Raw genomic sequence first — 22,062 nt, 5'->3', positions numbered from 1 at the left:
CTAATAGCCTTACTTTTTATTCATATCCACCCATGTCCTTCATATACTTGTACAAACACCGGGCGAAGGGACGTGTAGTTTTTCATGTCATGTTTTAAAAAAGTGATATTTTTACATATTGTTATTATTTTATCGTTTTCCATTTTTATACCGTATAAGGCTGCTGCTTTTTCGAATGTTTCAGCTGAAACTGCCATCTTAATGGATTTTGAATCCGGGCGTGTTCTTTATGAAAAGGCAGCCCATAAAAAAATGCGAATTGCTAGTATCACCAAAATCATGACCGCGATTTTAGCGATAGAATCCGGAAAATTGGATGAAACAGTAAAAGTGAGTGACAGGGCTGTCCGTACTGAAGGGTCTTCCGTTTATTTAAAACCGGGAGAAAAAATAAAACTTGAGCATCTCGTATATGGCTTAATGCTTCGTTCGGGAAATGATTCTGCCGTAGCGATTGCAGAACATGTTGGTGGTAGTGTGGAAGGCTTCGTCTATTTAATGAACCAAAAAGCTCAAGAAATTGGGATGCGGGATACCGTGTTTTCCAATCCACATGGATTAGATGACCATGAAAATCATTTCTCCACGGCCTATGATATGGCTATCCTTACTAAATATGCAATGGAAAATGAAACCTATCGGGAAATTTCCGGTACAAAGGTTCATAAGGCACCAAACCCGGATGAAAAATGGGATAGAAGCTGGAAAAATAAGAATAAACTGCTAACAGGGCTATATGAATATTCAACTGGAGGGAAAACTGGATTCACGAAACGAGCCAAACGGACATTAGTCTCCACTGCTGAGAAAGATGGGCATGATCTGATTGCGGTTACGTTAAACGGTCCCAATGATTGGAATGACCATATTTCGATGTTTGAATGGGGTTTCGCCCAATACGATCTTGAAAATGTAGTAAAAAAAGGGGTCGTTCATTCAGTTAAAGATGATTTCTATAAAGGGAAAGTGGTCGTCCGCCGCGACTTCTTATACCCGGTTACAGATGAGGAAAAAGACAATTTAAAAGTTGAAGTAAAATTGATAAAGCCTGATTCAAACTGGAAAAAGGTCAATGATATTCCTGCTCCATGCGGAATAATGATTATCAAGCTTGATAATAAAAACATTGGGGAAATACCACTATATTATGATAAGCGCGGAAAAGTAAGTCAAAAAACATGGTTTTCTAACCTTAAAGAAATGTTCTTATCAATGATAGGGGTACACAGTCATGGTTAATATCATCTGGGTAGCTATGACTATTATTGGAATCGTATTTGCTATGATTAACGGGACAATGGATGATGTAAATAAAGCGATTTTTACTGGAGCGAAGGAAGCCGTCGCCATTTGTATCGGTTTAATCAGTATTTTAGTCTTTTGGCTCGGTCTCATGAATATTGCTCAGGAGGCTGGATTACTAACACGACTTTCAAGACTTTTTCAACCGTTAATAACAAGGTTATTTCCAGAGGTACCGAAGGACCATCCGGCGATGGGGTTTATTCTTTCTAATATGATTGCCAATTTATTTGGTTTAGGTAATGCCGCCACACCGATGGGGATAAAAGCGATGGAGCAATTAAAAATATTAAATGATAATAAGAATTCAGCGAGTAGATCGATGATTACCTTTTTGGCGATTAATACTTCAAGCATAACGTTAATACCCACTACTGTTATTGCAATTAGAATGAATTATGGATCCGTCGCTCCAACTGAAATTGTTGGTACAACTCTTGTTGCATCGCTCTTTTCAACAATTGCTGCAATCATGATCGATCGCTATTATCATTATCGCAGGGTAAAAAAAGGAGGGAGTAGAAGATGATGAACGTAATCAATATGATCTCTCTTTGGATGATCCCGGTCATCATCGGATTTATCCTACTTTACGGAACGATAAAAAGAGTGCCAACATATGAAACATTTGTAGAGGGTGGCAAGGAGGGAATACAGATTGCTTTTTCAATTATCCCTTATCTTGTTGGAATGTTAGTGGCAATCACAGTGTTCCGGGAGTCCGGAGCCCTTGATTTCTTTATGAATTTAATTAGGCCCTACTTGATGGCTATAGGTATTCCGGCAGATATCGTTCCGTTGGCCATTATCCGACCAATCTCCGGAAACGCTGCATTGGGAATCACATCAGATTTAATTGCCACCCATGGCCCTGACTCTTTTATTGGCAGATTAGCATCCACTATGCAAGGAAGTACAGATACAACCTTGTATATTTTAACCGTTTATTTTGGTGCCGTGGGCATTAGGAAAATGGGGGATGCCTTGAAGGTTGGCTTATGGGCAGACTTCATCGCGATTATTATGTCAATTATAGTAGTGACTCTAGTATTTGGATAAAAATAAATAAAAAATATGTAAAAGGGGCTATCCAAAAAGTCATGCTAAATGGCTTTTTGAACCCCAACCATTTTCTAAAATGATTTTCTCTTAACTTTTTTAGCTCCCTCATAAAGCCCGCGAGCCTCTTTTTCTAGCTCTAGTATATCGTCTTCCTTTATTTCCGACTTTTCGATTTTTTCTTCAATTTGCTTCATGAGATTTTCCATTTGTTGTTTCCACGCCAAATAGGCCTCTTCATCAACATGTTGTTCCTTTAAAATGGTTTCTACTTGATCAGACCAATCCTTTATATCTAACAAATATTGTTGATAATCCTTGGAATTCACCGTTTGTTCCCCCTACTCCATCTTATTAATTGATTGATTTCAGGGTTATTTTATGTTTATGGAGGATAAACGTGAAAAAGCAAAAAGCATGATGGAGTTTCATGCCACCATGCTTTACTTATTGGTTTATTCCAGGGGTTATAATTCAAAACCACCTTTGGAAATTTGTTCTACAATTCCTGGCAACTTGTCATAGTCAATTCCTTTACAATACTCCTGCAATTCACTTTTCTCATTGATATAAACCCGTTTGCGATTTTTTAATTCAGGGTTTTTCAACATACAAACTAATCCGATAATATCTTTGAAATGTACTTCTTTTCCGCCTGCAGTAAATACCGGATCATTTTCATAAGGGACAAATTCATTGAAAATTTCATCAAAATATCTTACATACAGTAAGTGAAAGGTTTTCTCCGTTCCATTATCTATGAATGTAACCTCAGAGCGGTTAAAGAAGTCCTCAGATGTATTAGGCGCCGCTTTTTCTAATTCATAACCTTTAATTTCTTTAATAAGCATATTCCATCCCACCATTTTATATTTTTATTTTGGTCATCCAAATATGTACATTTATTATTATAGAAGACCATTTAAATACTGTTCAAGTTATTCGGCAAAAGTTTCCTGAAATTTTTCAAAAAACAAGTCTGCTTCTTCTTGTCGGATATCCTCTTCATTTAATTTTTCCGGTAATGGTGGAAGTTCATCTAAAGTCTTAAGACCAAAATACTCTAGAAAATCCTTCGTTGTGCCATACAAATAGGCTCTTCCCGTTCCTTCCGCCCGCCCGACCTCTTTAATCAGAGATTTTGACATTAAAGTAGAAAGAGGACGCTCTGTTTTTACACCTCGTATTTCTTCAATCTCAGCTCTAGTGATCGGTTGTTTATAGGCGATAATCGCTAACGTTTCTAACGCTGCCTGTGACAATGTTGATGTGGTTGGGGACTCCACTAATCGTTTAAAATATTCAGCATGCTCTCTCTTTGTTGTTAATTGATAGACCCCAGCAACCTCTACTAAATCTATGCCACGGGATTTTTTTGTGTAATCTGCTTTTAAATTCTCTATCAATTCTACCGCTACAATTTCACTAATTTGGAGAACATCTGCAATTTGCTTACTATCAATTCCTTCGTCACCAACAATAAATAATAACCCTTCGACGATCGCTTTCATTTTATCAAGCTTCATCTTTGTAAACTCCTTTCATGCTGTAAATATATATATCCTCGAAGTTCTTTTCTTGAACACACGTAATCGCATTGTTTTTCATTAATTCTAAAACGGCTAAAAATGTCACTACAATGTAAGATCTTTCAAAAACCGGAAAAAGCGATGAAAAGCTTTGTCTCCCCTTTACTTTATCGAGCTCTTCCAAAATTTGTTCCATCCTTTGTTGAATTGGAATTTCCTGCCTTTGAACAGTTGTTAGCTTAGGTTCTTTCCATTTTTTTCGCTTCATTAATTGCTGCAGAGCGCTTAACATATCATATAATGATACATCGGAAATCGGATTTTCCCGGTTGTCCGGTATATATTGCGCTAAATTTCCAGGGGGCCTTGTATATAACAGGCTCCGATCTTGTTCAAATTCCTTTAAATGCGTTGCAGCTTCTTTATATTTACGATATTCAAGCAAACGTTTCATTAGCTCATCACGAGGGTCCTCTTCCATTTCATCCCCGTTAAACTCTAGTTCCTCATCAAGAGTTTCTTCGTTTTTCGGTAAGAGCATTTTACTTTTTATTGCTAAGAGTGTTGCCGCCATGACAAGATATTCGCTGGCTACATCCAGTTCAAGTTGCTGCATCGTATGAATAAAGTTTAAATATTGCTTCGTAATTTGTGCCATCGGAATATCATAAATATCAATTTCATATCGATTTATTAAATGTAAAAGAAGGTCAAGTGGACCTTCAAAGGCATCAATTTTAACACTATATTCCATCATTATCCCACCAAAGTATTATAAAAAATAAAACGACTAGATTTATAATAGCAAAATTTTTGTTTTAATTCGCCCATTTTCATGATTTTTTCCGTTACCCTGATAGTCGCCTATACAAATTTCCCCTTTTTTCATATGTTATTACCGTAAGCATCAAATAAACAAAGGAGGAATTTAATAATGAGTGGAGCAGTAGGATTTGGTTACGGTGGCGGATTTGCCTTAATCGTTGTTTTGTTTATTCTTTTAATTATCGTAGGTGCAGCTTGGTTATAAACACCAATTAAAGAGGGGGAGTGCCTATATGGGCACTTCTTTTTTGATTTATGGTAAACTATAGGAATTAGAAAATCCTTATGGAAGGATGGTTAAATGTATCCAGATGCATACATAGATTTTCTCGTCCATTTTCATGGTTCCCGGGATTATTTCGAATGTCATGAGATTCTTGAGGAGTACTGGAAGCAGACGGAAGAAAATGAACGAAAAAAATCGGTTTGGGTAGGACTTATTCAAATTTCAGTTGCCCTGTACCACCAACGTTCCGGAAATATGAAAGGTGCTTATCGTATATTGAGTAAAGGCCTTGGTATCATAGAAAAGAAAAAGGAAGCCATTGTTAAGCTTGGTTTAGACTATGAGCAGCTATTAATTTTGCTGCGAAAGCGGTTGGCAGAAATAAACGAATGTATTTCTTATTATAGTATAAACCTTCCTATACATGATCAAAAATTATTGGAAACCGCCGCTAGCCGCTGTCATTTACTAGGTTATACATGGAACGAAAAAAGCGATTTATCAAATACATCCCTTGTTAAAAAACATACTTTACGCGATCGAAGCAATGTAATCCAAGAAAGAGAAGAACAATTGCAGTTAAGAAAAAGCAAAAGACCCGATTCCTAATGGGAATCAGGGTCTGTTAACTCTTCACGCAAATTCTTTGATTGGTCGCCGGATTTCTCGAAAAACTCTAGTGTATTTTCTGATGGTTTTATTTTTATATTCCCTAATTGATTACGAAGAGCATTTAGCATCGCTTTTCCTTTCCCTTGCCCCCGATAAGAAGGATTAACGCTGATATGACGAAGTTCTGCCTCATTATCTTTGATCTTGACGCCAATAGCCCCAATAATATCATCTTCCTTATAAAGATAGAGTTGCCAGTCTTGATCTTCCTCATATAGCTTAATTGTACCTTGAAGCCGTTTTAAATCTTTTTCGGACGGCATAAAAGAAAGAAGCCCCATAGCTATTTTTTCATAATTTTTCTTATAACGAATTAACATGCTAAATCCCTCTTTGCTTTTATCATTCAATAGCAAGTATTACCTTATTGAAAATAATAACCGATTCGTTCTATGTAATCAATGGGTAAATTAAAGAGGCCGCACCCAAAAATGGTGAGCCTCTCGAGATTTTTTATTTAGTGCCATTATTTGTGTTGTCTACATTTAGATAGCCTTGACGAACAGCTTTCATCATAATCGATGCCATTTGCTCGCGGGTTAAAGTCGTTCCAAGTCCAAATTTATCGTTACCGACACCATTCATCAAGCCAAGATCCCTTGCAGCATGGATATCATTACTATAAGGGTTATTTTCTGGAACATCAGCAAATCTGTTTTTGTTCGCTTGATTTTCACCAGGTGTTTGCGTTTCTGTTTTCTCACCTGTTTCTCCATCAGTTGCCGGTGTTTCATCATTTGTTCCCGGTGTAGTATCTACTCCCGGATCTGTGACTGTACCAGTTCCTGGTGTGTCATTATTAGTATCTGTTCCATCCCCGTCACCATCGGCATTTTCGTTTGGATTAAGTGCTGGATCGGGACTAGCCCCGTCTCCATTATTGTTAGCTCCAACGGTACCACCGTTATTAACATTAGGTGTTTCTACTGTATCCGTAACATTTAATGGTGCATATCTTGTATTATTATCATAACCCACTGGGGTTAAATTAGTTCGACCTCGATCGTTCCCTGCTTCATTATTTGCCATCCCACAGCCAGTCGCAAGCCCCATAATTAGAAAAGACGTTGATAACACATTGATCAATTTTTTGTTCAATGTTAAAACCCCCCTTCAAACTTATCGTTTGTAAGGAGGGCATTTTTTATTTCAGTTATACTTTTCTATTCTTCCCAAACTTTTACTTCCTTCATTACATCACCTTGGCGAATTCTAAGTACCGTATCCATTCCTTCAATTACTTGGCCAAATACTGTATGAACACCATCTAAATGTGGCTGTGATTCATGGACAATGAAGAACTGACTGCCGCCAGTATCTCTACCGGCATGTGCCATTGATAATGCTCCAGGAATATGTTTATGAGGATTACCCACTGTTTCACATTTAATAGTGTAGCCAGGCCCACCCATACCATTTCCATACGGGCAACCTCCTTGTGCGACAAAGCCTTGAATAACACGGTGGAATGTTAAACCATTATAAAACCCTTCATTTGCCAGTTTTTCAAAATTTGCAACTGTCCCAGGTGCTTCATTTGGAAAAAGTTCAATAACAATTTTTTCGCCATTTTCAAATTCAATGGATGCTTTTTTCATGTTATGTATGCCTCCTACTATTTTATTCTTCCTTATTTTACACTATTTGATATAAATTAAGAAATTTAATACCAAACAAAAAAGCAGAACTTAAATAAAATTTAAAGCTCTGCTTTTTATCATTCTATATTATAATACTTTAGCTGCTCCAACGTAACGTTTACCCCAATAATATGGATCATTTAGTTTTGAAATTGATACTCCAATTGATGACGCAGAATGTATAAACTTATTATCACCTATGTATATACCTACATGCGAAATCCCAGACCCTGTGGTGTTAAAAAAGACTAAATCACCTTTTTGTAAATTCTCTTTTTCTACACTTTCTCCATGTTTATATTGCGAGCTGGAAGAACGTGGTAGTTCAATTCCGTTTTCACTAAATACTTTATAAACGTATCCAGAACAATCGAATTCGCCTCCATATGGAGTGCCTATGTATTTTTCCGCACTTTCTATTATGTTTTCAGCAACTGTAGTATCTTCTTCATTGGCAGCAAATACATTCCCTGAAGAAAACGCTAGCAAGATAATCATGGAGAAAAATGCTGTAAGTACCTTCCTCATAATTCACCTCCCACGACATGAATCCAGACATTAATATGTCTTTATCTCTAATTCTACAAACACTAAAAAAATCCTGTCGCATTTTAGAAAAAAATGAATCTTTTTTACTTTTTTCAAATTTTGTTCACATTATTGGAAAATGGTAGGATATTTCTGCTTACAGATACAAATAAAAAAAGCGCCTAGTAATTAGCACCAGACACTTTTTTGTAAATAAATATGAAGTTTATAGTTTAAATGAGCTTTTTAATGACACAATCCGATTAAAAACAGGTTTTTCTGGAGTTGTATGTTTGGAATCGACATTAAAATACCCATGTCTAAAAAATTGAAACTTATCTTGTATTTTAGCGTTTATCATTTCCGGTTCGACAAACCCTTGTAATATTTCTAAAGAATTAGGGTTAACGTAATCCAGAAATGTTTTTCCTTCCTCTTCATTTTCTTCTTGATCTAAAATAAATGGTTCATATAATCTGAATTCAGCTTGTTTTCCGTGACTCGCTTCCACCCAATGTAATGTACCTTTTACTTTGCGACCTGTAAAACCGGTCCCACTTTTTGTTTCAGGGTCATACGTACAATGGAGCTCCACAACATTCCCATCCTCATCCTTAATAAAGTCGTGGCACTTAATAAAATAAGCATGCTTTAAGCGAACCTCATTGCCAGGGAAGAGCCTGAAATATTTGCTTGGAGGGTTTTCCATGAAATCATCTTGTTCAATATAAATTTCCCTTGAAAATGGAATTTTCCGTACACCCATCTCTGGATTTTCAGGGTTATTTTCAGCCTCAAGCCACTCCACTTCGCCTTCAGGGTAGTTTGTTATGACAACTTTTAACGGCCGAATGATCCCCATCGTTCTTGGAGCTTTTAATTTCAGGTCTTCCCTTACAAAATGCTCAAGCATTTGTTCATCGACAACACTATAAGCTTTTGCAACCCCAATCTCTTTACAAAAAGCACGAATCGCTTCTGGTGTATATCCTTTTCTTCGGAGCCCTGAAATAGTTGGCATTCTTGGATCATCCCAGCCATCTGCAAAGCCTTCATCAACTAAAAGCTTTAATTTTCGTTTACTCATAACTGTGTTGGTTATATTTAAACGGGCAAATTCGATTTGCTTCGGCTGTGCTTCCATTTCACACTCTCGTACAACCCAATCATAGAGCGGGCGGTGATCCTCGAATTCCAACGTACAAATCGAATGGGTTATACCTTCAATGGCATCTTCTAGTGGATGTGCAAAGTCATACATTGGATAAATACACCATTTATCTCCAGTATTATGATGCGTGGCATGAGCTATTCGGTAAATAATGGGATCTCTCATATTAATATTTGGCGATGTCATATCAATTTTAGCACGTAAAACCTTCTCGCCGTCCTTAAACTCTCCATCCCTCATTTTGTTAAAGAGGTCCAAGTTTTCCTCAACTGAACGATTTCGGTACGGACTTTCCTTGCCCGGCTCCTTTAAAGTCCCTCTCATTTCACGGATTTCTTCAGGTGTAGAATCATCTACATATGCTTTCCCTTTCTTAATTAAAAGGACTGCACGATTATACATTTCTTCAAAATAATCTGAAGCAAAGAAAAGACTGTCCCAATCATAACCGAGCCATTTAACATCCTCTTTAATTGATTCAACATATTCGGTATCTTCTTTTAATGGATTTGTATCATCAAAACGTAAATTTGTTTTACCGTTGAATTCATCAGCTAAATCAAAATTTAGTATGATGGATTTTGCATGTCCAATATGTAAATAACCATTTGGTTCTGGAGGAAATCTTGTAATTACTTCCTCATATTTTCCTTCCTTTAAATCCTCTATAATAATATTTTTTATAAAATTCGAGGACGTATGTTTAATTTCTTCCATTACAGTCAACCTTTCTATTTCTATCCATTTTTTGATTATGTATATGATGCTTCTAGTTATAACATAAAAATTAAAAAATAAAAAGTGCCCTACATAAGGACACTTTAGCTTAATTTTAATTTGCTTTTTAAAGGAATATCTAAATGAATGATATCCTCATAGCTTTCACGTTTAACAACAAGCTGTGCATCGCCATTTTCAACAAATACAACAGCAGGTCTTGGAATACGATTATAATTATTAGCCATTGAATAGCCATAGGCTCCTGTACAGAAAACTGCTAAAATATCACCTGGATTAGCTTTTGGAAGAGGTAAATCCCAAATTAGCATATCACCGGATTCACAGCATTTACCCGCAATAGAAACCTTTTCTTCAGCGATATCATTAGCGCGATTGGCCAAGATGGCTTCATACTTAGCTTGATATAAAGCAGGTCTTAGGTTATCTCCCATACCCCCATCAACCGCCACATACTTCCTAACATCAGGAATTTCTTTGTTAGAGCCAATGGAATATAGTGTTGTACCAGCATCTCCTACAATAGAGCGACCTGGTTCAATCCAAATTTCAGGCATCTCAATTTGAAGATGTTTTACATGTGATTTTACTTTATCAATAATTTCTACCACGTAGTTCTCAGGTGGTATTGGATTATCTTCTTCAGTGTATCGTATACCGAAGCCACCACCTAAGTTTAACACCTTTGGAACATAGCTTAATTCATTTGACCATTTCTCAATCGCTTCAAATATAGTATCTACAGCCATTAAAAAGCCCGTTGTTTCAAATATTTGTGAGCCGATATGGCTATGAACTCCTAACAGCTCAAGGTTTTCTGAATTTCTTGTAATCTTGATCGCTTTTTCAACCTGTCCACTTTTTAAGTCAAAACCAAATTTTGAATCAATCTGCCCAGTGCTAATATAATCATGTGTATGGGCCTCAACCCCTGGAGAAATACGTAATAATACTGAGACAATAGTGCCTTTTTCTTTTGCAATTTGCTGCAAAATTTGCAACTCATAGAAGTTGTCTGCAACAAAACAACCGATACCGGCTTCAATTCCCATTGTAATTTCTTCTACACTTTTGTTATTGCCATGAAAATGGATGCGTTCAACTGGGAAATTTGCTGCCAATGCCGTATAAAGCTCTCCGGCTGAAACAACATCAAGACTTAGGCCCTCCTCTTCAGCTAAGTTAATCATAGCTATCGTTGAAAAAGCCTTACTTGCATAGGCTACTTGAGCCTTAACTTGATTCTTATCAAAAGTTTCTTTAAATGCTCTTGCTCTTTTTCTCATTAGAGCTACATCATAAACAAATAATGGAGTGCCATATTTTTGTGCTAAATCAACCGTGTCTACTCCGCCAATTTCAAGATGACTTAAAGCGTTAATGCGACTTGTTCCATAAAAAAACATACATTTCCCCCTTGTCTTTATATCAAGAAAAGCTGTCTGAAAAAGTGTCTGGCTTTATAGGTTCCTTTCCTATAATTTGGGCCTGACATTTTCTGTGACAGCTCTAAATTTTGTTCTCTCATTAATAAATTAAACTTTACCATATACATGTTTAAATTGGCAATAATTAAAGTTATACATTTTTTTATTATCAAATGTTTGGGTTTTAATTTAATAAAGGCTTTCTTGTAGGTTGTTTTTTATCATCCCGCGGATTCGTTGCATTAAGTCTTGTTTTAGTTAAAGGAACAGCCACTCGAATAACGATCTGTCCAAACGCTTTTGGATCAAATGGAAGAAACGGCCATAAATAGGGTGTATTTAAAGATCGTTTTGATGCCATGAATAATACGAGAATTGTAAGGCCAACAACCAAACCGGCCACATCAAAGAAAAAGACGGCAAATAATAGAAAGATTTGTGCTAGCTTATTCGCGACGCTTAACTCATAGCTTGGGGTTGCAAATGACCCAATCGCAGCAACAGCAACATAAAGGATAACCTCTGCAGAAAACAATCCCACGTCAATGGCGATTTGTCCAATTAATGCAGCAGCAATTAAACCCATTGCTGTTGATAACGGTGTTGGCGTATGTATAGCTGCCATCCGCAACATATCAATTCCCAAGTTTGCTAGGATTAACTGGACGATTATCGGGATCGTAAACTCCTCTTTTAGTCCAATAAATTCTAGAGAATTCGGAAGGAGTTCTTCATTTTTCACAAATAAGTACCATACTGGAACTAATAAAACAGAGGCGATCATACCAATAAAACGAACCCATCGTAAAAAGGCTCCTACGGAAGGAGTTTGACGATATTCTTCGGCATGCTGAACATGATGGAAAAAAGTTGTCGGTGTAATGATAACGCTTGGTGAGGTGTCAACCATAATGACGACATGACCTTCCAACAAATGGGTCGCTGCTACATCGGGCCTTTCTGTATAGCGAACCATTGGGTAGGGGTTCCATCCCTGTTTTACGATAAATTCCTCAACCGTTTTATCGGCCATAGGAATCCCGTCAATTTCAATTTCCTTTAATTCTTTTTTTATAATTTCAACGAGATTAGGGTCAGCTACATCTTGAAGATAGGCTACACAAATATCCGTTTTCGAGCGTTCACCCACTTGAATGATTTCATGGCGCAAACGTTCATCACGAATTCGTCTTCTTGTTAAAGCCGTATTGACAACAATATTTTCGGTGTACCCGTCCCTCGCTCCACGTACTACCTTTTCTGTATCGGGCTCCTCGGGATTACGCCCTGGATAGCTTCTAACGTCAACTACAAATGCGGTATTTTCTCCATCTATCATTATTATGATGAGTCCAGAAAGAAGTTGATCTACGACCTTGTCCATATCTTTAATTTCTTCAACCTGTTGGTGAATTAGACGGTTGTGGATTACTTCTTTTGTGTTTGTTTTAAAAGATCGTTCATTATCATTGATTTCAACTAATTCCTTTAATAATTCAATTATATAAGCAGAATCACAAAGTCCATTTAAATAATAAAGCTGTATATCCTTTTTCAATACTTTTAGCTTTCGGACACCTAAATCAAAACTTGTCCCAATACCAATTCGCTTCTTCAAGAATTCTTCGTTGGAACCTATGGCAGGGGAAATCGGTATTTTGACTTCATTTTTGTCGTTCACGAAAATCCACTCCTTTCCAAAATCAGTTCAACGGCTTGTAATGTAATCGGGTAGCCATTTTTGACGGAATCATATCTGGCCATTTTTCCGATATCACCAACCCCAACGATATTCGGAACATCTATTTCATCCAAAACATAAACGGTATCTCCATTTATTCTGCCTATTTCAATATCTGGTAAACCATTTTTGTCGACGCCATATTCCGTTAAATTCCCATCACGATCAATCGAAACATCTACTCTTGCCCACTCATTATGCCTTGTCCTTGCAGCAACAGCTATTACTCCTAATACTTCTATGTCAGGATGAGTGGCAATATATTTCAAAGCTTTTTCCCCACTTCCTTCCCCAGTTATCCCGCTATCGTCAAACATTAAAAATACCGGGTCATTCGGTGCGGCATGAACTAATTTAATCATTTCTTCCCCAGACAATCGGGTAGGGTTTCCTGCTGATTGCGAGATGCAGCGACCCCCAACCTTTTTTGCTGCATACTTAATTGCACTATTTGCGTATTCATCACCATCAGTAACCAAAATTACTTTTCGCTTCATAAGAATATCACCTTACCCTTTTGGACGAAAGACTACTGCTACTAAAAATGCAAACAAAATGGCGGAAGAAAGGCCAACCGATGTAAGCTGGAACATCCCCGTTATAATGCCTGTAAAACCATGTTCCTCCGCCCCAGCCATTGCTCCATTAATTAAAGAATGGCCAAAGCTCGAAATCGGTACAGTAGCACCGGCCCCTGCAAAGTCAATTAATTTATCATACAACCCAAAACCCTCAAGAATGGCTCCCGCCACAACGAATGAACTTAATACATGTGCAGGCGTGAGCTTGAATTTATCTAAAAGAACCTGCCCTATCGTACAAATCATGCCACCAACTAGAAATGCAGTCATGTATTCAGTCATCTTTATTCCACCCTTTCAAAAACAACACCATGTGCTATGGTTGGAATGGTCTCCTTCTGCTGGATCATAATCGGACTTAATAATGCACCCGTAGCAACTACAAATATTCTCTTTAAATTACCTACTTTAAGTTCATTGATTAGATGACCATAGGTGACAACGGCAGAGCATGCACAGCCACTTCCACCTGCAAATACAGCTTGTTCAGCATGATATACCATGAGACCACAATCATTAAGACTTGCGCCAACATGATACCCTTCATCTGTCAGCATTTTTCGTAAAATTGGCGTTCCTACACCCGACAGATCTCCAGTCACTATAAGGTCATAATCCTGTGGTGTTTTTCCAAAATCATTAAAGTGGGCCATTATCGTATCTGCTGCTGCCGGAGCCATCGCTGAGCCCATATCAAGAGGATTACCAATTCCATAATCAATGACCCGGCCAATGGTTGCTCCTGTTATTTTAATAAACCCTTTTTCTTTTCCAACTAGAATAGAACCTGCGCCTGTAACTGTAAATGTTGCTGTATCAGGCTTTTGGCCACCAAACTCTGTCGGATTTCGAAACTGGCGCTCAGCTGTAGCGTTATGACTGCTAACAGATGCTAACACTTTATCGGCAAAGCCACCATCTATTAAAGAGGAAGCAACTGCCAGTGTCTCCATTGATGTCGAACAGGCACCAAACATACATAAAAAAGGAATTTGATTTCCTCTAGCCACGTAGTTGGAGGTAACATTTTGATTTAATAAATCTCCCGCCAAAAAGAAATCAATATCTTCATGTTTTAAATTGACTTTATTCAAACAGGCTTCAATTGAATCTTCCATTAATTTTCTTTCAGCCAGTTCCCAAGTCTTTTGACCGCAATAAAGATCTGGATATTTAATATCAAAACTTGAACCTAGCGGACCTTCTGCTTCAGTCGGACCGACAGCAGTACCCGTTGAGTTTACAAAAATTTCATTTTGAAACAACCAGGATTGTTTACCTAATCTTCCCATCAGGATCACCCTTTTATGACAATAAAATTGTTGTTATTGAATAACGGATAAACCCAATAATTGCTGCTGCTACCACTCCGTATACAAGAACAGCTCCCGCAATTTTAAACATATTATTGGCTACTCCTAAAACTAAACCTTCACTTTTATGTTCCAGTGCCGCACTTGCCATCGAATTCGCAAAACCTGTCACTGGTATTAGTGTTCCGGCTCCGGCAAATTGGCCTAGTTTATCAAATACTCCTAACCCGGTAAATAGCGCTGCCAGCAGAATGATTGTCGCAATCGTGGGGTTACTTGCAGTCGTTGCTGTAAAATTAAAAAACGAAATATAAAAGTTTTGTATCCCTTGGCCGACCACACAAATTAAACCACCTATGATAAAAGCTTTCATGCAGCTTACAAAAATGGATTGTTTAGGTTGGAAAGATTGAATCTGTTGTTTGTATTTTTCTTTTGAGAATTTCTCCCCCAATTCACGTCACCTAATTTCATGAATGTTTTAGTAGATCAACAAAATAGATCCAATGGAATAATGATCCGAAAATTTTCCCAAAAAAGATTGCAGATAGTAAAATGATTAATTTCTCTTGGACACCAATCCTTTTTGCTAAAATCGGCCATACATTTAATACTTCCGTCAAAGCAGCGGCCAACATTCCTACAAAGATGCCATTTGCCAATCCAATTGGAATCACAAACAAAGATGAAAATTGGTAGATGGTTTCTCTCAAGCCAATCCACCCGCCCGCCATTGCTCCAAGAACAACACCCCATTCATATAAATGAATACATTTCATCGTTTTCGTTAATTGTGTCAATCTTGGAATTACACCAAGTACAGTAAGAAAAGCCACAAAACCAGCACCAACAGCAAGTCCCCCTGCAAAGCCAATAAATATGGTCAACAGAATTTTAAGGGTCATGGCCCACTCTTTTTACCGTTTCTTTATTTTCTTTAATAATTACATATTGATCTAAATCTTGTTGGTATTTAAACATTTCGACTTCAAGGGGGCTTGGTTCTTCATTTATTCGCTTTTTAAACAAATGATTAAAAAATAGGATCATTCCAATTCCTAATCCTAAAGAATAAGGGATTTGTAATAGTAACGGCTTTATTAGCTCTTCTCCGGTTATAATATAGTAAAGTTTTTGATGTACCTGCTGCATGGACACATCCTCATGGAAGTTCATAATTGTAATCGCAGATCCTATAAATAATAAGAGCCAAACGAGTATTATAAATCCAATGTTCGGCTTTTTAGGTTTATATATTACGTCAATTATGGTTTGCGTTGGTCCAATTGTTTGAATATCAATGGCAGAATTAAAGCTTTGTATCGTATTGATAATATGCATAAGATCAATTACTACAATATTCTTGTCACTTTTGGAGATCTGGTATAACGACAGGCTCTGGATTTGGTTAACTATATTTTCGGGACCGATAACTTGAGTAATATCCCCTATTTTTATGATTGAATCGGGTTTAGTTTGTACTCTAAGCCGCATCCTGAGATATATCGTATCCTCTTTCATCTGGTCCACCTCACTTCGTAAAGCTAAATCCTTGTATATGTAGTATGGATGTGGAATAGTTGCCTCATTCGGAAATCATCCGTCCAATAATTGGTTTCAAAAACAAAAAAAGGATATTTGACAATTAGCGTCAAATATCCATCTGCTCTTTCATTTGTTGAAGAATTTTTTTCTCAAGGCGCGAAACCTGTACTTGTGAAATCCCTAATCTTCCAGCCACTTCTGACTGTGTTTGGTCTTTATAGTATCGCAAATAAACTATTAACCGTTCTCTTTCATCCAAACCCCTTATAGCTTCTTGTAAAGCAATTTTGTCAAACCATTTTGCTTCCGAATGGTCAGCAATCTGATCAAGGAGAGTAATTGGATCACCGTCATTTTCATATACCGTTTCATGAATAGAGGATGGTGTACGGCTTGCTTCCTGAGCAAGAACAACTTCCTCCGGAGTAATTTCAAGCTCTTCCGCAATTTCTGTAATGGTCGGTGCTCTACCAAACCTTTTTGTTAAATCATCTTTTATTTTTCTAATCTTATTTCCAGTTTCTTTTAAAGAACGACTTACCTTAACGGTCCCATCATCTCGAATGAATCTTTGAATTTCCCCAATGATCATGGGAACGGCGTAGGTTGAAAACTTTACATCATACGATAAATCAAACTTATCTACTGATTTAAGTAAACCGATACAACCGATTTGAAACAGATCATCTGGTTCATATCCACGGTTAATAAAGCGTTGAACAACCGACCAAACAAGGCGCATATTTTTTTGGACGATTAAATCTCTAGCCTCCTGATCTCCAACTTGACTACGCTCAATCAATTCCTTCACTTCGTGGTCTTTTAAATACGTTTCACTATTTTGCTTTTTGACCTCCACATCCATAGGCAGATCTCCTTAATTACATAAAGCTTTACTATTAGCTAAGTATTTAGTTAAATGAATCGTTGTTCCTTCATGTAATGACGATTCAATTACCATATCATCCATAAAGTTCTCCATAATCGTGAAGCCCATCCCTGAACGTTCTAACTCAGGTTTTGTTGTGAACAATGGTTGTCTGGCTTCATCTAGGTCAGCAATTCCAATGCCATCGTCTTTAATTGTTATATGAACTGCTCCTTCATCAAGCATGACAGAAATATACACTTCACCATCCGGATTGTTTTCATATCCATGGATTATGGCGTTCGTAACTGCTTCAGATACAACCGTTTTAATTTCAGTTAATTCATCTAAAGTTGGATCTAGCTGTGCAATGAAAGCTGCAACCGTAACGCGAGCAAAAGATTCATTCTGACTGAGTGCTGAAAATTTCAATTCCATTTTATTTTTCACTTAGGCCACCCCCAAAGTTTTTAGGGCATATTGCTCATCATCTACTAGGCGGATGATTTTGAATAACCCAGACATATCAAAAAGTCTTTTTACAGCAGGTGAAATGGAACATACAACCATTTCCCCTCCTTGACTTTGTATCTGTTTATAGCGGCCTAAGATTACACCCAAACCAGAACTATCCATAAAGGCTAGCTCTTCTAAATTTAAAACAATGTGATGAATATTATTTTTTTCAATTTCGTCTGAAACTTTATTACGTAAATTCTCTGCTGTGTGGTGGTCAAGCTCACCTTTTAAACGGATGAGCAGTACATCTTTTTTAGTTTCTAAATTGATGACGAGACTCAACTCAATTTCCTCCTAATCTGAAAGTCTTAAGTGAGTCTTTTCGCTATTCTTTAAAGGAATTCCTGCAACACGACAAAACTAGTGTTTATTAGTGTATATAAGTGTTTATTCGTATTATTTTTACAATGTTAATTTGAATATTTAGCAAAATCGCCAATCGTTCTCTTAAGTAAATTCCACCAAGTAGCGGCCTTTACCTCGGTATTTGCAACTAGAGGGCTTTCAACTAGGATTTTATCACCTTTTTTTAGAATGAGCTTTCCAAGTTCATCTCCTTTGTTGATTGGTGCCTTACTATTTTCATTGATTATAATCTCTTGCTCTACATCATCAACACTTTCGCCTTTTTTTGTTAAAAGCGATATAGGCTCTGATGTAACAGCATTGATCGTAGATTTATCCCCTTTTGACACTTTTACCTTCGATAGCGGTTGATTGCGTTCATACATTGGGTGTGTCCGATACTGACTAAATGCAAAATCTAACATTTTTGTAATCTGTCTGTTTCGGTCCTTCGGTGTTGGAGCTCCCATCACAACAGCAATAACTCTCATGCCGTCTTTCTTCGCTGTTGCCGTTAAGCAATATTTAGCTTCATTGGTAAAGCCTGTTTTAATACCATCAACTCCGGGATAAAATTTTACTAAACGGTTGGTGTTGACTAACCAAAACTTCTTATCGGTGTTCTCGCGCAGATAATCCTCATAAACACCTGTATATTTTGTAATTGAATCATACTTTAATAATTCTTTTGCCATGATGGCCATATCCCGTGCTGTACTATAATGTTCAGCTGCCGGCAACCCTGTAGGATTTTTGAAGCTAGTATTCTGTAAACCAAGTTCCTTCGCTTTGTTGTTCATCATTTCAATAAAACCATCATGGGACCCGGCAATATGTTCAGCCATTGCAACGGACGCATCGTTACCAGATGCAATCGCAATCCCTCTTAACATCTCATCAACCGTCATTTCTTCTCCCGCTTCAAGGAAAATTTGGGAGCCGCCCATTGAAGCTGCCAATTCACTTGTTCTTACCTTATCATTGATTTTTATTTTCCCTTCATCCAATGCCTCCATAATCAGTAACATCGTCATAATTTTTGTCATACTGGCTGGCGGCAGCTTTTTATCTGCTTCCTTTTCAAAGAGGACGGTTCCGGTGTCACGTTCGATTAATATCGCAGATGATGCATCTTCCGCCAAATCGACTTTTGTTTCTTCTGCAAATCCTGTCGGTGCAAATAGTGCCAACAAAAATATAAAGCATATTAAAATCTTTGAACCTCGTTTTTTCATGTTATCTCCCTCCTTTTTTTAGAAAACATACTAACCTTAGGATAAAATCTTCATACACGACATTTTTTCCATAATTTATCATTTTATACCAAAATTTACGTTTATTTATTTTTTGTAATATGGGGACGGTCCTCTTGTTCCAACAAAAGAGAGCATCCCATTGGAATGCCCTTTATTGATTCACTATTATGAAATTTTATCGTAAATTAATGGTGGTGTCTTTGTTTCAGTAGGAGATATTGTAAAACTTTGATATAGCAGTTTTTTTATTTCGTCGACATTTTCAAAGTTGCTATGGAGCGTTGCCACTGATTCTCCTTTTTCTACTTGGTCTCCTACTTTTTTTCGAAGTACGATCCCTACTGCTAAATCAATCTTCGAGTCTTTCGTTGCCCTACCAGCTCCAAGCAACATCGCAGCCTTTCCGACCTCATCAGCAATAATCGATTCAACCCAGCCACTTTCCTTCGCTTCTAATTCGATTTTGTATTTTGCTTTTGGAAGCTTCATTGGATCATCTATAAGCGATGGATCCCCTCCTTGAGCTGCTATGAACGTCTTAAATTTCTCAAGGGCCTTTCCAGATTGGATCGCTTCTTCTAACATTTTATGTGCTTCTTCTAAGGAGTTTGCTTTTTTGGCGAGAAATACCATATAGCTGCCAAGTGTGAGGCAAAGTTCGTATAAATCCTTTGGTCCCTTCCCTTTCAGCGTGTTGATAGCTTCTTCAACCTCTAATACATTGCCGATTGCATATCCTAACGGCTGGCTCATATCCGAGATCACGGCCATTGTCATGCGGCCGACATTGTTTCCGATATCAACCATCGCTTTTGCTAGTTTTTTTGCGTCTTCTATATCTTTCATGAAAGCTCCTGCTCCCGTTTTAACATCCAAAACAATCGCATCAGCACCTGCCGCAATTTTTTTACTCATAATCGAACTTGCGATAAGTGGGATTGAATTAACGGTTGCAGTTACATCACGGAGACCATAGAGCTTCTTATCGGCTGGTGTTAAATTACCGCTTTGACCGATCACGGCTACTTTATTTTTGTTTACTAAATCGATGAATTGTTTGTTGTCGATTTCAACATGAAAGCCCTTAATTGATTCCAATTTGTCAATCGTACCGCCGGTGTGTCCTAAACCGCGTCCCGACATTTTTGCAACCGGGACACCTACTGAGGCTACAAGGGGGGCCAATACAAGTGTCGTTGTATCACCAACACCGCCTGTTGAATGTTTATCAACCTTAATCCCTTCGATCGCAGAAAGGTCTATTTTATCCCCGGAGTCGACCATCGCTAATGTTAATTCCGCCCGCTCTTTCTCTGTCATTCCCTTGAAATAGACAGCCATGGCGAAGGCACTCATTTGATAATCCGGTATCGTTTCATTAGTATAGCCTTCAATCATAAAACGGATTTCTTCTTTTGTTAACTCCTGACCATCCCGTTTTTTTTCAATTAAGTCCACCATTCTCATTTGAAAAACTCCCTAGTTTTTAATCTTTTTATATTACCTGAACCAGTTCTTTAACAAACGTTAGATTAATTATTCACTCTAAAGAATATCGAGAAGGCTATTTCCATACTTTGGCAGTGAAACTCCGAAATTATCGGCAACAGTTGCACCAATATCTGCAAATGTTTTTGAGATCGGCAACTGTTTTCCTTCCGTAATCCCCTTATGGTAGATGAGGAGTGGTACATATTCCCTCGTATGATCTGTACCTGGATGAACTGGATCATTACCATGATCAGCAGTAATCATTAATAAATCATCATCATTCATTAAATCGAAAACTTCGCCTAGTCGTTCGTCAAATTCCTCCAATGCCTTTCCATAGCCAATTGGGTCACGGCGATGCCCAAATTTTGCATCGAAATCGACTAAATTTAGAAAGCTTAAGCCAGTAAAGTCCATTTTAAATGTATCATTTAGACGGTCCATTCCATCAAGGTTTGATTTCGTTCGCAAGCTTTTTGTAACACCCTCGCCATCATAAATATCCGAAATTTTCCCGACGGCAATAACATCAAATTGATTATCCTTCAATTCATTCATGACTGTCCGGTCAAATGGTTTGAGTGCGTAATCATGGCGGTTCGCTGTTCTTTCGAAGTTTCCAGGTATCCCAATAAATGGGCGGGCAATGATGCGTCCAACCATATACTTTTCATTTAAAGTAAGCTCTCGGGCAATTTCACATATTTTATAAAGCTCGTCCAACGGTACCACTTCCTCATGGGCAGCAATTTGTAGGACTGAATCAGCTGATGTGTAGACGATTATACTGCCCGTTTCTATATGCTCTTTCCCTAGTTCAACAAGTATTTCCGTCCCAGAAGCGGGTTTGTTCCCGATTACCTTACGACCGGTACGAGTTTCGATTTCATCAATTAACTCTTTTGGAAACCCTTGTGGGAATGTTTGAAAAGGCGTATCAATATTAAGACCCATAATCTCCCAGTGTCCAGTCATTGTATCCTTCCCAACTGAAGCTTCTTGCATTTTTGTATAATGAGCTAATGGGCGTTCCGCAACGGGTACACCTTTAATTTCTCTAATATTGCTAAGACCGAGCTTCGCTAAATTTGGCATATTTAAGCCATTCATACGCTCGGCAATGTGACCTAGTGTATCTGCGCCTTTGTCACCAAATTTTTCAGCATCGGGGGCTTCTCCGATACCAACTGAATCCATTACAATTAAGAAAACCCGTTTGAATTTCATTTTATTCCCTCCAATCAAATCGCCTTGACGTAACTACTGCTAAATAAAATTAAGACCTT

General features: G+C 37.6%; 28 protein-coding genes. 5 read left to right on the top strand and 23 right to left on the bottom strand.

All coding sequences use genetic code 11. The features are described from left to right. Positions 1-84: 84 nt before the first annotated feature. From P9E47_RS22380 to P9E47_RS22370, 3 genes are read left to right on the top strand one after another with little or no spacing between them, the layout of a single operon-like run. Positions 85-1,239, top strand: coding sequence for a D-alanyl-D-alanine carboxypeptidase family protein (locus P9E47_RS22380; RefSeq protein WP_003332994.1), 1,155 nt, complete (start codon positions 85-87; stop codon positions 1,237-1,239). Continuing rightward, positions 1,232-1,831 (top strand): nucleoside recognition domain-containing protein, encoded by a 600-nt coding sequence (locus P9E47_RS22375; RefSeq protein ID WP_003332995.1) that lies wholly within the window; start codon positions 1,232-1,234, stop codon positions 1,829-1,831. Before P9E47_RS22380 ends, P9E47_RS22375 begins: the two co-directional genes overlap by 8 nt. Beyond that, positions 1,831-2,361 (top strand): spore maturation protein, encoded by a 531-nt coding sequence (locus P9E47_RS22370; RefSeq protein ID WP_326165062.1) that lies wholly within the window; start codon positions 1,831-1,833, stop codon positions 2,359-2,361. The genes P9E47_RS22375 and P9E47_RS22370 overlap by 1 nt, the downstream gene beginning before the upstream one ends. A 74-nt stretch (positions 2,362-2,435) precedes the next feature. Here the strand turns inward: P9E47_RS22370 and P9E47_RS22365 are convergent, their stop codons facing one another. The 4 genes from P9E47_RS22365 to P9E47_RS22350 all read right to left on the bottom strand — a co-directional run bounded on the left by P9E47_RS22365 (position 2,436) and on the right by P9E47_RS22350 (position 4,644). Then, a complete protein-coding gene (locus tag P9E47_RS22365; RefSeq protein WP_003332998.1) occupies positions 2,436-2,690 on the bottom strand; it encodes a hypothetical protein in 255 nt (84 codons plus the stop codon). 138 nt (positions 2,691-2,828) lie between these two features. Continuing rightward, entirely contained in the window at positions 2,829-3,212 is a 384-nt protein-coding gene (locus P9E47_RS22360) for a hypothetical protein (RefSeq protein ID WP_003332999.1), read from the bottom strand. A gap of 87 nt (positions 3,213-3,299) precedes the next feature. Beyond that, positions 3,300-3,887 carry an SMC-Scp complex subunit ScpB gene (gene scpB / locus P9E47_RS22355; RefSeq protein ID WP_003333000.1) on the bottom strand — a complete coding sequence of 196 codons (588 nt, stop codon included), beginning with the start codon at positions 3,885-3,887 and terminating at the stop codon, positions 3,300-3,302. Beyond that, positions 3,877-4,644 carry a segregation/condensation protein A gene (locus tag P9E47_RS22350; protein WP_326165058.1) on the bottom strand — a complete coding sequence of 256 codons (768 nt, stop codon included), beginning with the start codon at positions 4,642-4,644 and terminating at the stop codon, positions 3,877-3,879. Before P9E47_RS22350 ends, scpB begins: the two co-directional genes overlap by 11 nt. Positions 4,645-4,824: 180 nt before the next feature. On the opposite strand from P9E47_RS22350, the gene P9E47_RS22345 reads away from it, so the two are divergent. Both P9E47_RS22345 and P9E47_RS22340 read left to right on the top strand, forming a co-directional pair. Then, complete coding sequence (locus P9E47_RS22345; RefSeq protein WP_081585778.1) at positions 4,825-4,920, top strand: YjcZ family sporulation protein; 96 nt, start codon at positions 4,825-4,827, stop codon at positions 4,918-4,920. Positions 4,921-5,016: 96 nt separating this feature from the next. Next, positions 5,017-5,550 (top strand): DUF309 domain-containing protein, encoded by a 534-nt coding sequence (locus P9E47_RS22340; RefSeq protein ID WP_326165056.1) that lies wholly within the window; start codon positions 5,017-5,019, stop codon positions 5,548-5,550. Here the strand turns inward: P9E47_RS22340 and P9E47_RS22335 are convergent. From P9E47_RS22335 to deoB, 19 genes are all read right to left on the bottom strand, one after another. Beyond that, positions 5,547-5,933 carry a GNAT family N-acetyltransferase gene (locus tag P9E47_RS22335; protein ID WP_003333003.1) on the bottom strand — a complete coding sequence of 129 codons (387 nt, stop codon included), beginning with the start codon at positions 5,931-5,933 and terminating at the stop codon, positions 5,547-5,549. The genes P9E47_RS22340 and P9E47_RS22335 overlap by 4 nt on opposite strands. A gap of 133 nt (positions 5,934-6,066) precedes the next feature. Further along, the gene (locus tag P9E47_RS22330; RefSeq protein ID WP_003333004.1) at positions 6,067-6,711 is read right to left on the bottom strand and encodes an S-layer homology domain-containing protein; all 645 of its coding nucleotides are present in this window, start codon (positions 6,709-6,711) and stop codon (positions 6,067-6,069) included. A 65-nt stretch (positions 6,712-6,776) separates the two neighbouring features. Then, positions 6,777-7,211 carry a peptidylprolyl isomerase gene (locus P9E47_RS22325; RefSeq protein WP_003333006.1) on the bottom strand — a complete coding sequence of 145 codons (435 nt, stop codon included), beginning with the start codon at positions 7,209-7,211 and terminating at the stop codon, positions 6,777-6,779. 129 nt (positions 7,212-7,340) lie between these two features. After that, a complete protein-coding gene (locus tag P9E47_RS22320) occupies positions 7,341-7,781 on the bottom strand; it encodes a C40 family peptidase (RefSeq protein ID WP_003333007.1) in 441 nt (146 codons plus the stop codon). Positions 7,782-8,007: 226 nt separating this feature from the next. Continuing rightward, positions 8,008-9,669: a glutamine--tRNA ligase/YqeY domain fusion protein gene (locus tag P9E47_RS22315; RefSeq protein WP_003333008.1), complete on the bottom strand. Its 1,662-nt coding sequence runs from the start codon at positions 9,667-9,669 to the stop codon at positions 8,008-8,010. 104 nt (positions 9,670-9,773) lie between these two features. Next, positions 9,774-11,096 (bottom strand): diaminopimelate decarboxylase, encoded by a 1,323-nt coding sequence (gene lysA, locus P9E47_RS22310; protein WP_326165054.1) that lies wholly within the window; start codon positions 11,094-11,096, stop codon positions 9,774-9,776. Positions 11,097-11,301: 205 nt separating this feature from the next. Continuing rightward, entirely contained in the window at positions 11,302-12,798 is a 1,497-nt protein-coding gene (locus P9E47_RS22305; RefSeq protein WP_003333010.1) for a spore germination protein, read from the bottom strand. Continuing rightward, positions 12,795-13,355 (bottom strand): stage V sporulation protein AE, encoded by a 561-nt coding sequence (locus P9E47_RS22300; RefSeq protein ID WP_003333011.1) that lies wholly within the window; start codon positions 13,353-13,355, stop codon positions 12,795-12,797. The genes P9E47_RS22305 and P9E47_RS22300 overlap by 4 nt, the downstream gene beginning before the upstream one ends. 12 nt (positions 13,356-13,367) lie before the next feature. Next, on the bottom strand, positions 13,368-13,721 hold the full coding sequence (spoVAE, locus tag P9E47_RS22295) for a stage V sporulation protein AE (protein WP_003333012.1): 354 nt from the start codon (positions 13,719-13,721) through the stop codon (positions 13,368-13,370). Positions 13,722-13,723: 2 nt separating this feature from the next. Next, entirely contained in the window at positions 13,724-14,731 is a 1,008-nt protein-coding gene (spoVAD, locus tag P9E47_RS22290) for a stage V sporulation protein AD (RefSeq protein WP_003333013.1), read from the bottom strand. A 13-nt stretch (positions 14,732-14,744) separates the two neighbouring features. Further along, positions 14,745-15,206 carry a stage V sporulation protein AC gene (gene spoVAC / locus P9E47_RS22285; RefSeq protein WP_003333014.1) on the bottom strand — a complete coding sequence of 154 codons (462 nt, stop codon included), beginning with the start codon at positions 15,204-15,206 and terminating at the stop codon, positions 14,745-14,747. Positions 15,207-15,222: 16 nt separating this feature from the next. Further along, complete coding sequence (locus P9E47_RS22280; protein WP_003333015.1) at positions 15,223-15,657, bottom strand: stage V sporulation protein AB; 435 nt, start codon at positions 15,655-15,657, stop codon at positions 15,223-15,225. After that, positions 15,647-16,273: a stage V sporulation protein AA gene (locus P9E47_RS22275; protein WP_326165052.1), complete on the bottom strand. Its 627-nt coding sequence runs from the start codon at positions 16,271-16,273 to the stop codon at positions 15,647-15,649. Before P9E47_RS22275 ends, P9E47_RS22280 begins: the two co-directional genes overlap by 11 nt. Positions 16,274-16,403: 130 nt before the next feature. After that, positions 16,404-17,162, bottom strand: a complete 759-nt coding sequence (sigF, locus tag P9E47_RS22270) for an RNA polymerase sporulation sigma factor SigF (RefSeq protein WP_003333017.1) — start codon at positions 17,160-17,162, stop codon at positions 16,404-16,406. Between the two features lie 12 nt (positions 17,163-17,174). After that, positions 17,175-17,615, bottom strand: coding sequence for an anti-sigma F factor (spoIIAB, locus tag P9E47_RS22265; RefSeq protein ID WP_326165050.1), 441 nt, complete (start codon positions 17,613-17,615; stop codon positions 17,175-17,177). Continuing rightward, the gene (gene spoIIAA / locus P9E47_RS22260) at positions 17,616-17,966 is read right to left on the bottom strand and encodes an anti-sigma F factor antagonist (RefSeq protein WP_003333020.1); all 351 of its coding nucleotides are present in this window, start codon (positions 17,964-17,966) and stop codon (positions 17,616-17,618) included. 128 nt (positions 17,967-18,094) lie between these two features. Further along, positions 18,095-19,264, bottom strand: a complete 1,170-nt coding sequence (locus tag P9E47_RS22255) for a D-alanyl-D-alanine carboxypeptidase family protein (protein WP_003333021.1) — start codon at positions 19,262-19,264, stop codon at positions 18,095-18,097. Between the two features lie 186 nt (positions 19,265-19,450). Beyond that, entirely contained in the window at positions 19,451-20,752 is a 1,302-nt protein-coding gene (locus tag P9E47_RS22250; protein ID WP_326165048.1) for a pyrimidine-nucleoside phosphorylase, read from the bottom strand. Between the two features lie 78 nt (positions 20,753-20,830). Continuing rightward, positions 20,831-22,003: a phosphopentomutase gene (deoB, locus tag P9E47_RS22245; protein WP_326165047.1), complete on the bottom strand. Its 1,173-nt coding sequence runs from the start codon at positions 22,001-22,003 to the stop codon at positions 20,831-20,833. Positions 22,004-22,062 lie beyond the last annotated feature (59 nt).

This window comes from Schinkia azotoformans (assembly GCF_035811335.1).
GTDB lineage: Bacteria > Bacillota > Bacilli > Bacillales > Bacillaceae_J > Schinkia > Schinkia azotoformans.
Note: the sequence above shows the minus strand (reverse complement) of the source record. Positions and strands in the feature narration are given on the sequence as shown.

What these genes read in the sequence shown, in the direction of transcription:
- scpB (WP_003333000.1), bottom strand. Translation starts at nt 3,887, where the DNA reads ATGAAGCTTGATAAAATGAAAGCGATCGTCGAAGGGTTATTATTTATT.
- P9E47_RS22255 (WP_003333021.1), bottom strand. Translation starts at nt 19,264, where the DNA reads ATGAAAAAACGAGGTTCAAAGATTTTAATATGCTTTATATTTTTGTTG.
- P9E47_RS22250 (WP_326165048.1), bottom strand. Translation starts at nt 20,752, where the DNA reads ATGAGAATGGTGGACTTAATTGAAAAAAAACGGGATGGTCAGGAGTTA.
- deoB (WP_326165047.1), bottom strand. Translation starts at nt 22,003, where the DNA reads ATGAAATTCAAACGGGTTTTCTTAATTGTAATGGATTCAGTTGGTATC.
- P9E47_RS22335 (WP_003333003.1), bottom strand. Translation starts at nt 5,933, where the DNA reads ATGTTAATTCGTTATAAGAAAAATTATGAAAAAATAGCTATGGGGCTT.
- P9E47_RS22370 (WP_326165062.1), top strand. Translation starts at nt 1,831, where the DNA reads ATGAACGTAATCAATATGATCTCTCTTTGGATGATCCCGGTCATCATC.
- P9E47_RS22345 (WP_081585778.1), top strand. Translation starts at nt 4,825, where the DNA reads ATGAGTGGAGCAGTAGGATTTGGTTACGGTGGCGGATTTGCCTTAATC.
- P9E47_RS22280 (WP_003333015.1), bottom strand. Translation starts at nt 15,657, where the DNA reads ATGACCCTTAAAATTCTGTTGACCATATTTATTGGCTTTGCAGGGGGA.
- P9E47_RS22380 (WP_003332994.1), top strand. Translation starts at nt 85, where the DNA reads ATGTCATGTTTTAAAAAAGTGATATTTTTACATATTGTTATTATTTTA.
- P9E47_RS22350 (WP_326165058.1), bottom strand. Translation starts at nt 4,644, where the DNA reads ATGGAATATAGTGTTAAAATTGATGCCTTTGAAGGTCCACTTGACCTT.
- P9E47_RS22325 (WP_003333006.1), bottom strand. Translation starts at nt 7,211, where the DNA reads ATGAAAAAAGCATCCATTGAATTTGAAAATGGCGAAAAAATTGTTATT.
- P9E47_RS22315 (WP_003333008.1), bottom strand. Translation starts at nt 9,669, where the DNA reads ATGGAAGAAATTAAACATACGTCCTCGAATTTTATAAAAAATATTATT.
- P9E47_RS22300 (WP_003333011.1), bottom strand. Translation starts at nt 13,355, where the DNA reads ATGAAGCGAAAAGTAATTTTGGTTACTGATGGTGATGAATACGCAAAT.
- lysA (WP_326165054.1), bottom strand. Translation starts at nt 11,096, where the DNA reads ATGTTTTTTTATGGAACAAGTCGCATTAACGCTTTAAGTCATCTTGAA.
- spoVAD (WP_003333013.1), bottom strand. Translation starts at nt 14,731, where the DNA reads ATGGGAAGATTAGGTAAACAATCCTGGTTGTTTCAAAATGAAATTTTT.
- spoVAE (WP_003333012.1), bottom strand. Translation starts at nt 13,721, where the DNA reads ATGACTGAATACATGACTGCATTTCTAGTTGGTGGCATGATTTGTACG.
- P9E47_RS22275 (WP_326165052.1), bottom strand. Translation starts at nt 16,273, where the DNA reads ATGAAAGAGGATACGATATATCTCAGGATGCGGCTTAGAGTACAAACT.
- sigF (WP_003333017.1), bottom strand. Translation starts at nt 17,162, where the DNA reads ATGGATGTGGAGGTCAAAAAGCAAAATAGTGAAACGTATTTAAAAGAC.
- P9E47_RS22340 (WP_326165056.1), top strand. Translation starts at nt 5,017, where the DNA reads ATGTATCCAGATGCATACATAGATTTTCTCGTCCATTTTCATGGTTCC.
- P9E47_RS22360 (WP_003332999.1), bottom strand. Translation starts at nt 3,212, where the DNA reads ATGCTTATTAAAGAAATTAAAGGTTATGAATTAGAAAAAGCGGCGCCT.
- P9E47_RS22375 (WP_003332995.1), top strand. Translation starts at nt 1,232, where the DNA reads ATGGTTAATATCATCTGGGTAGCTATGACTATTATTGGAATCGTATTT.
- P9E47_RS22320 (WP_003333007.1), bottom strand. Translation starts at nt 7,781, where the DNA reads ATGAGGAAGGTACTTACAGCATTTTTCTCCATGATTATCTTGCTAGCG.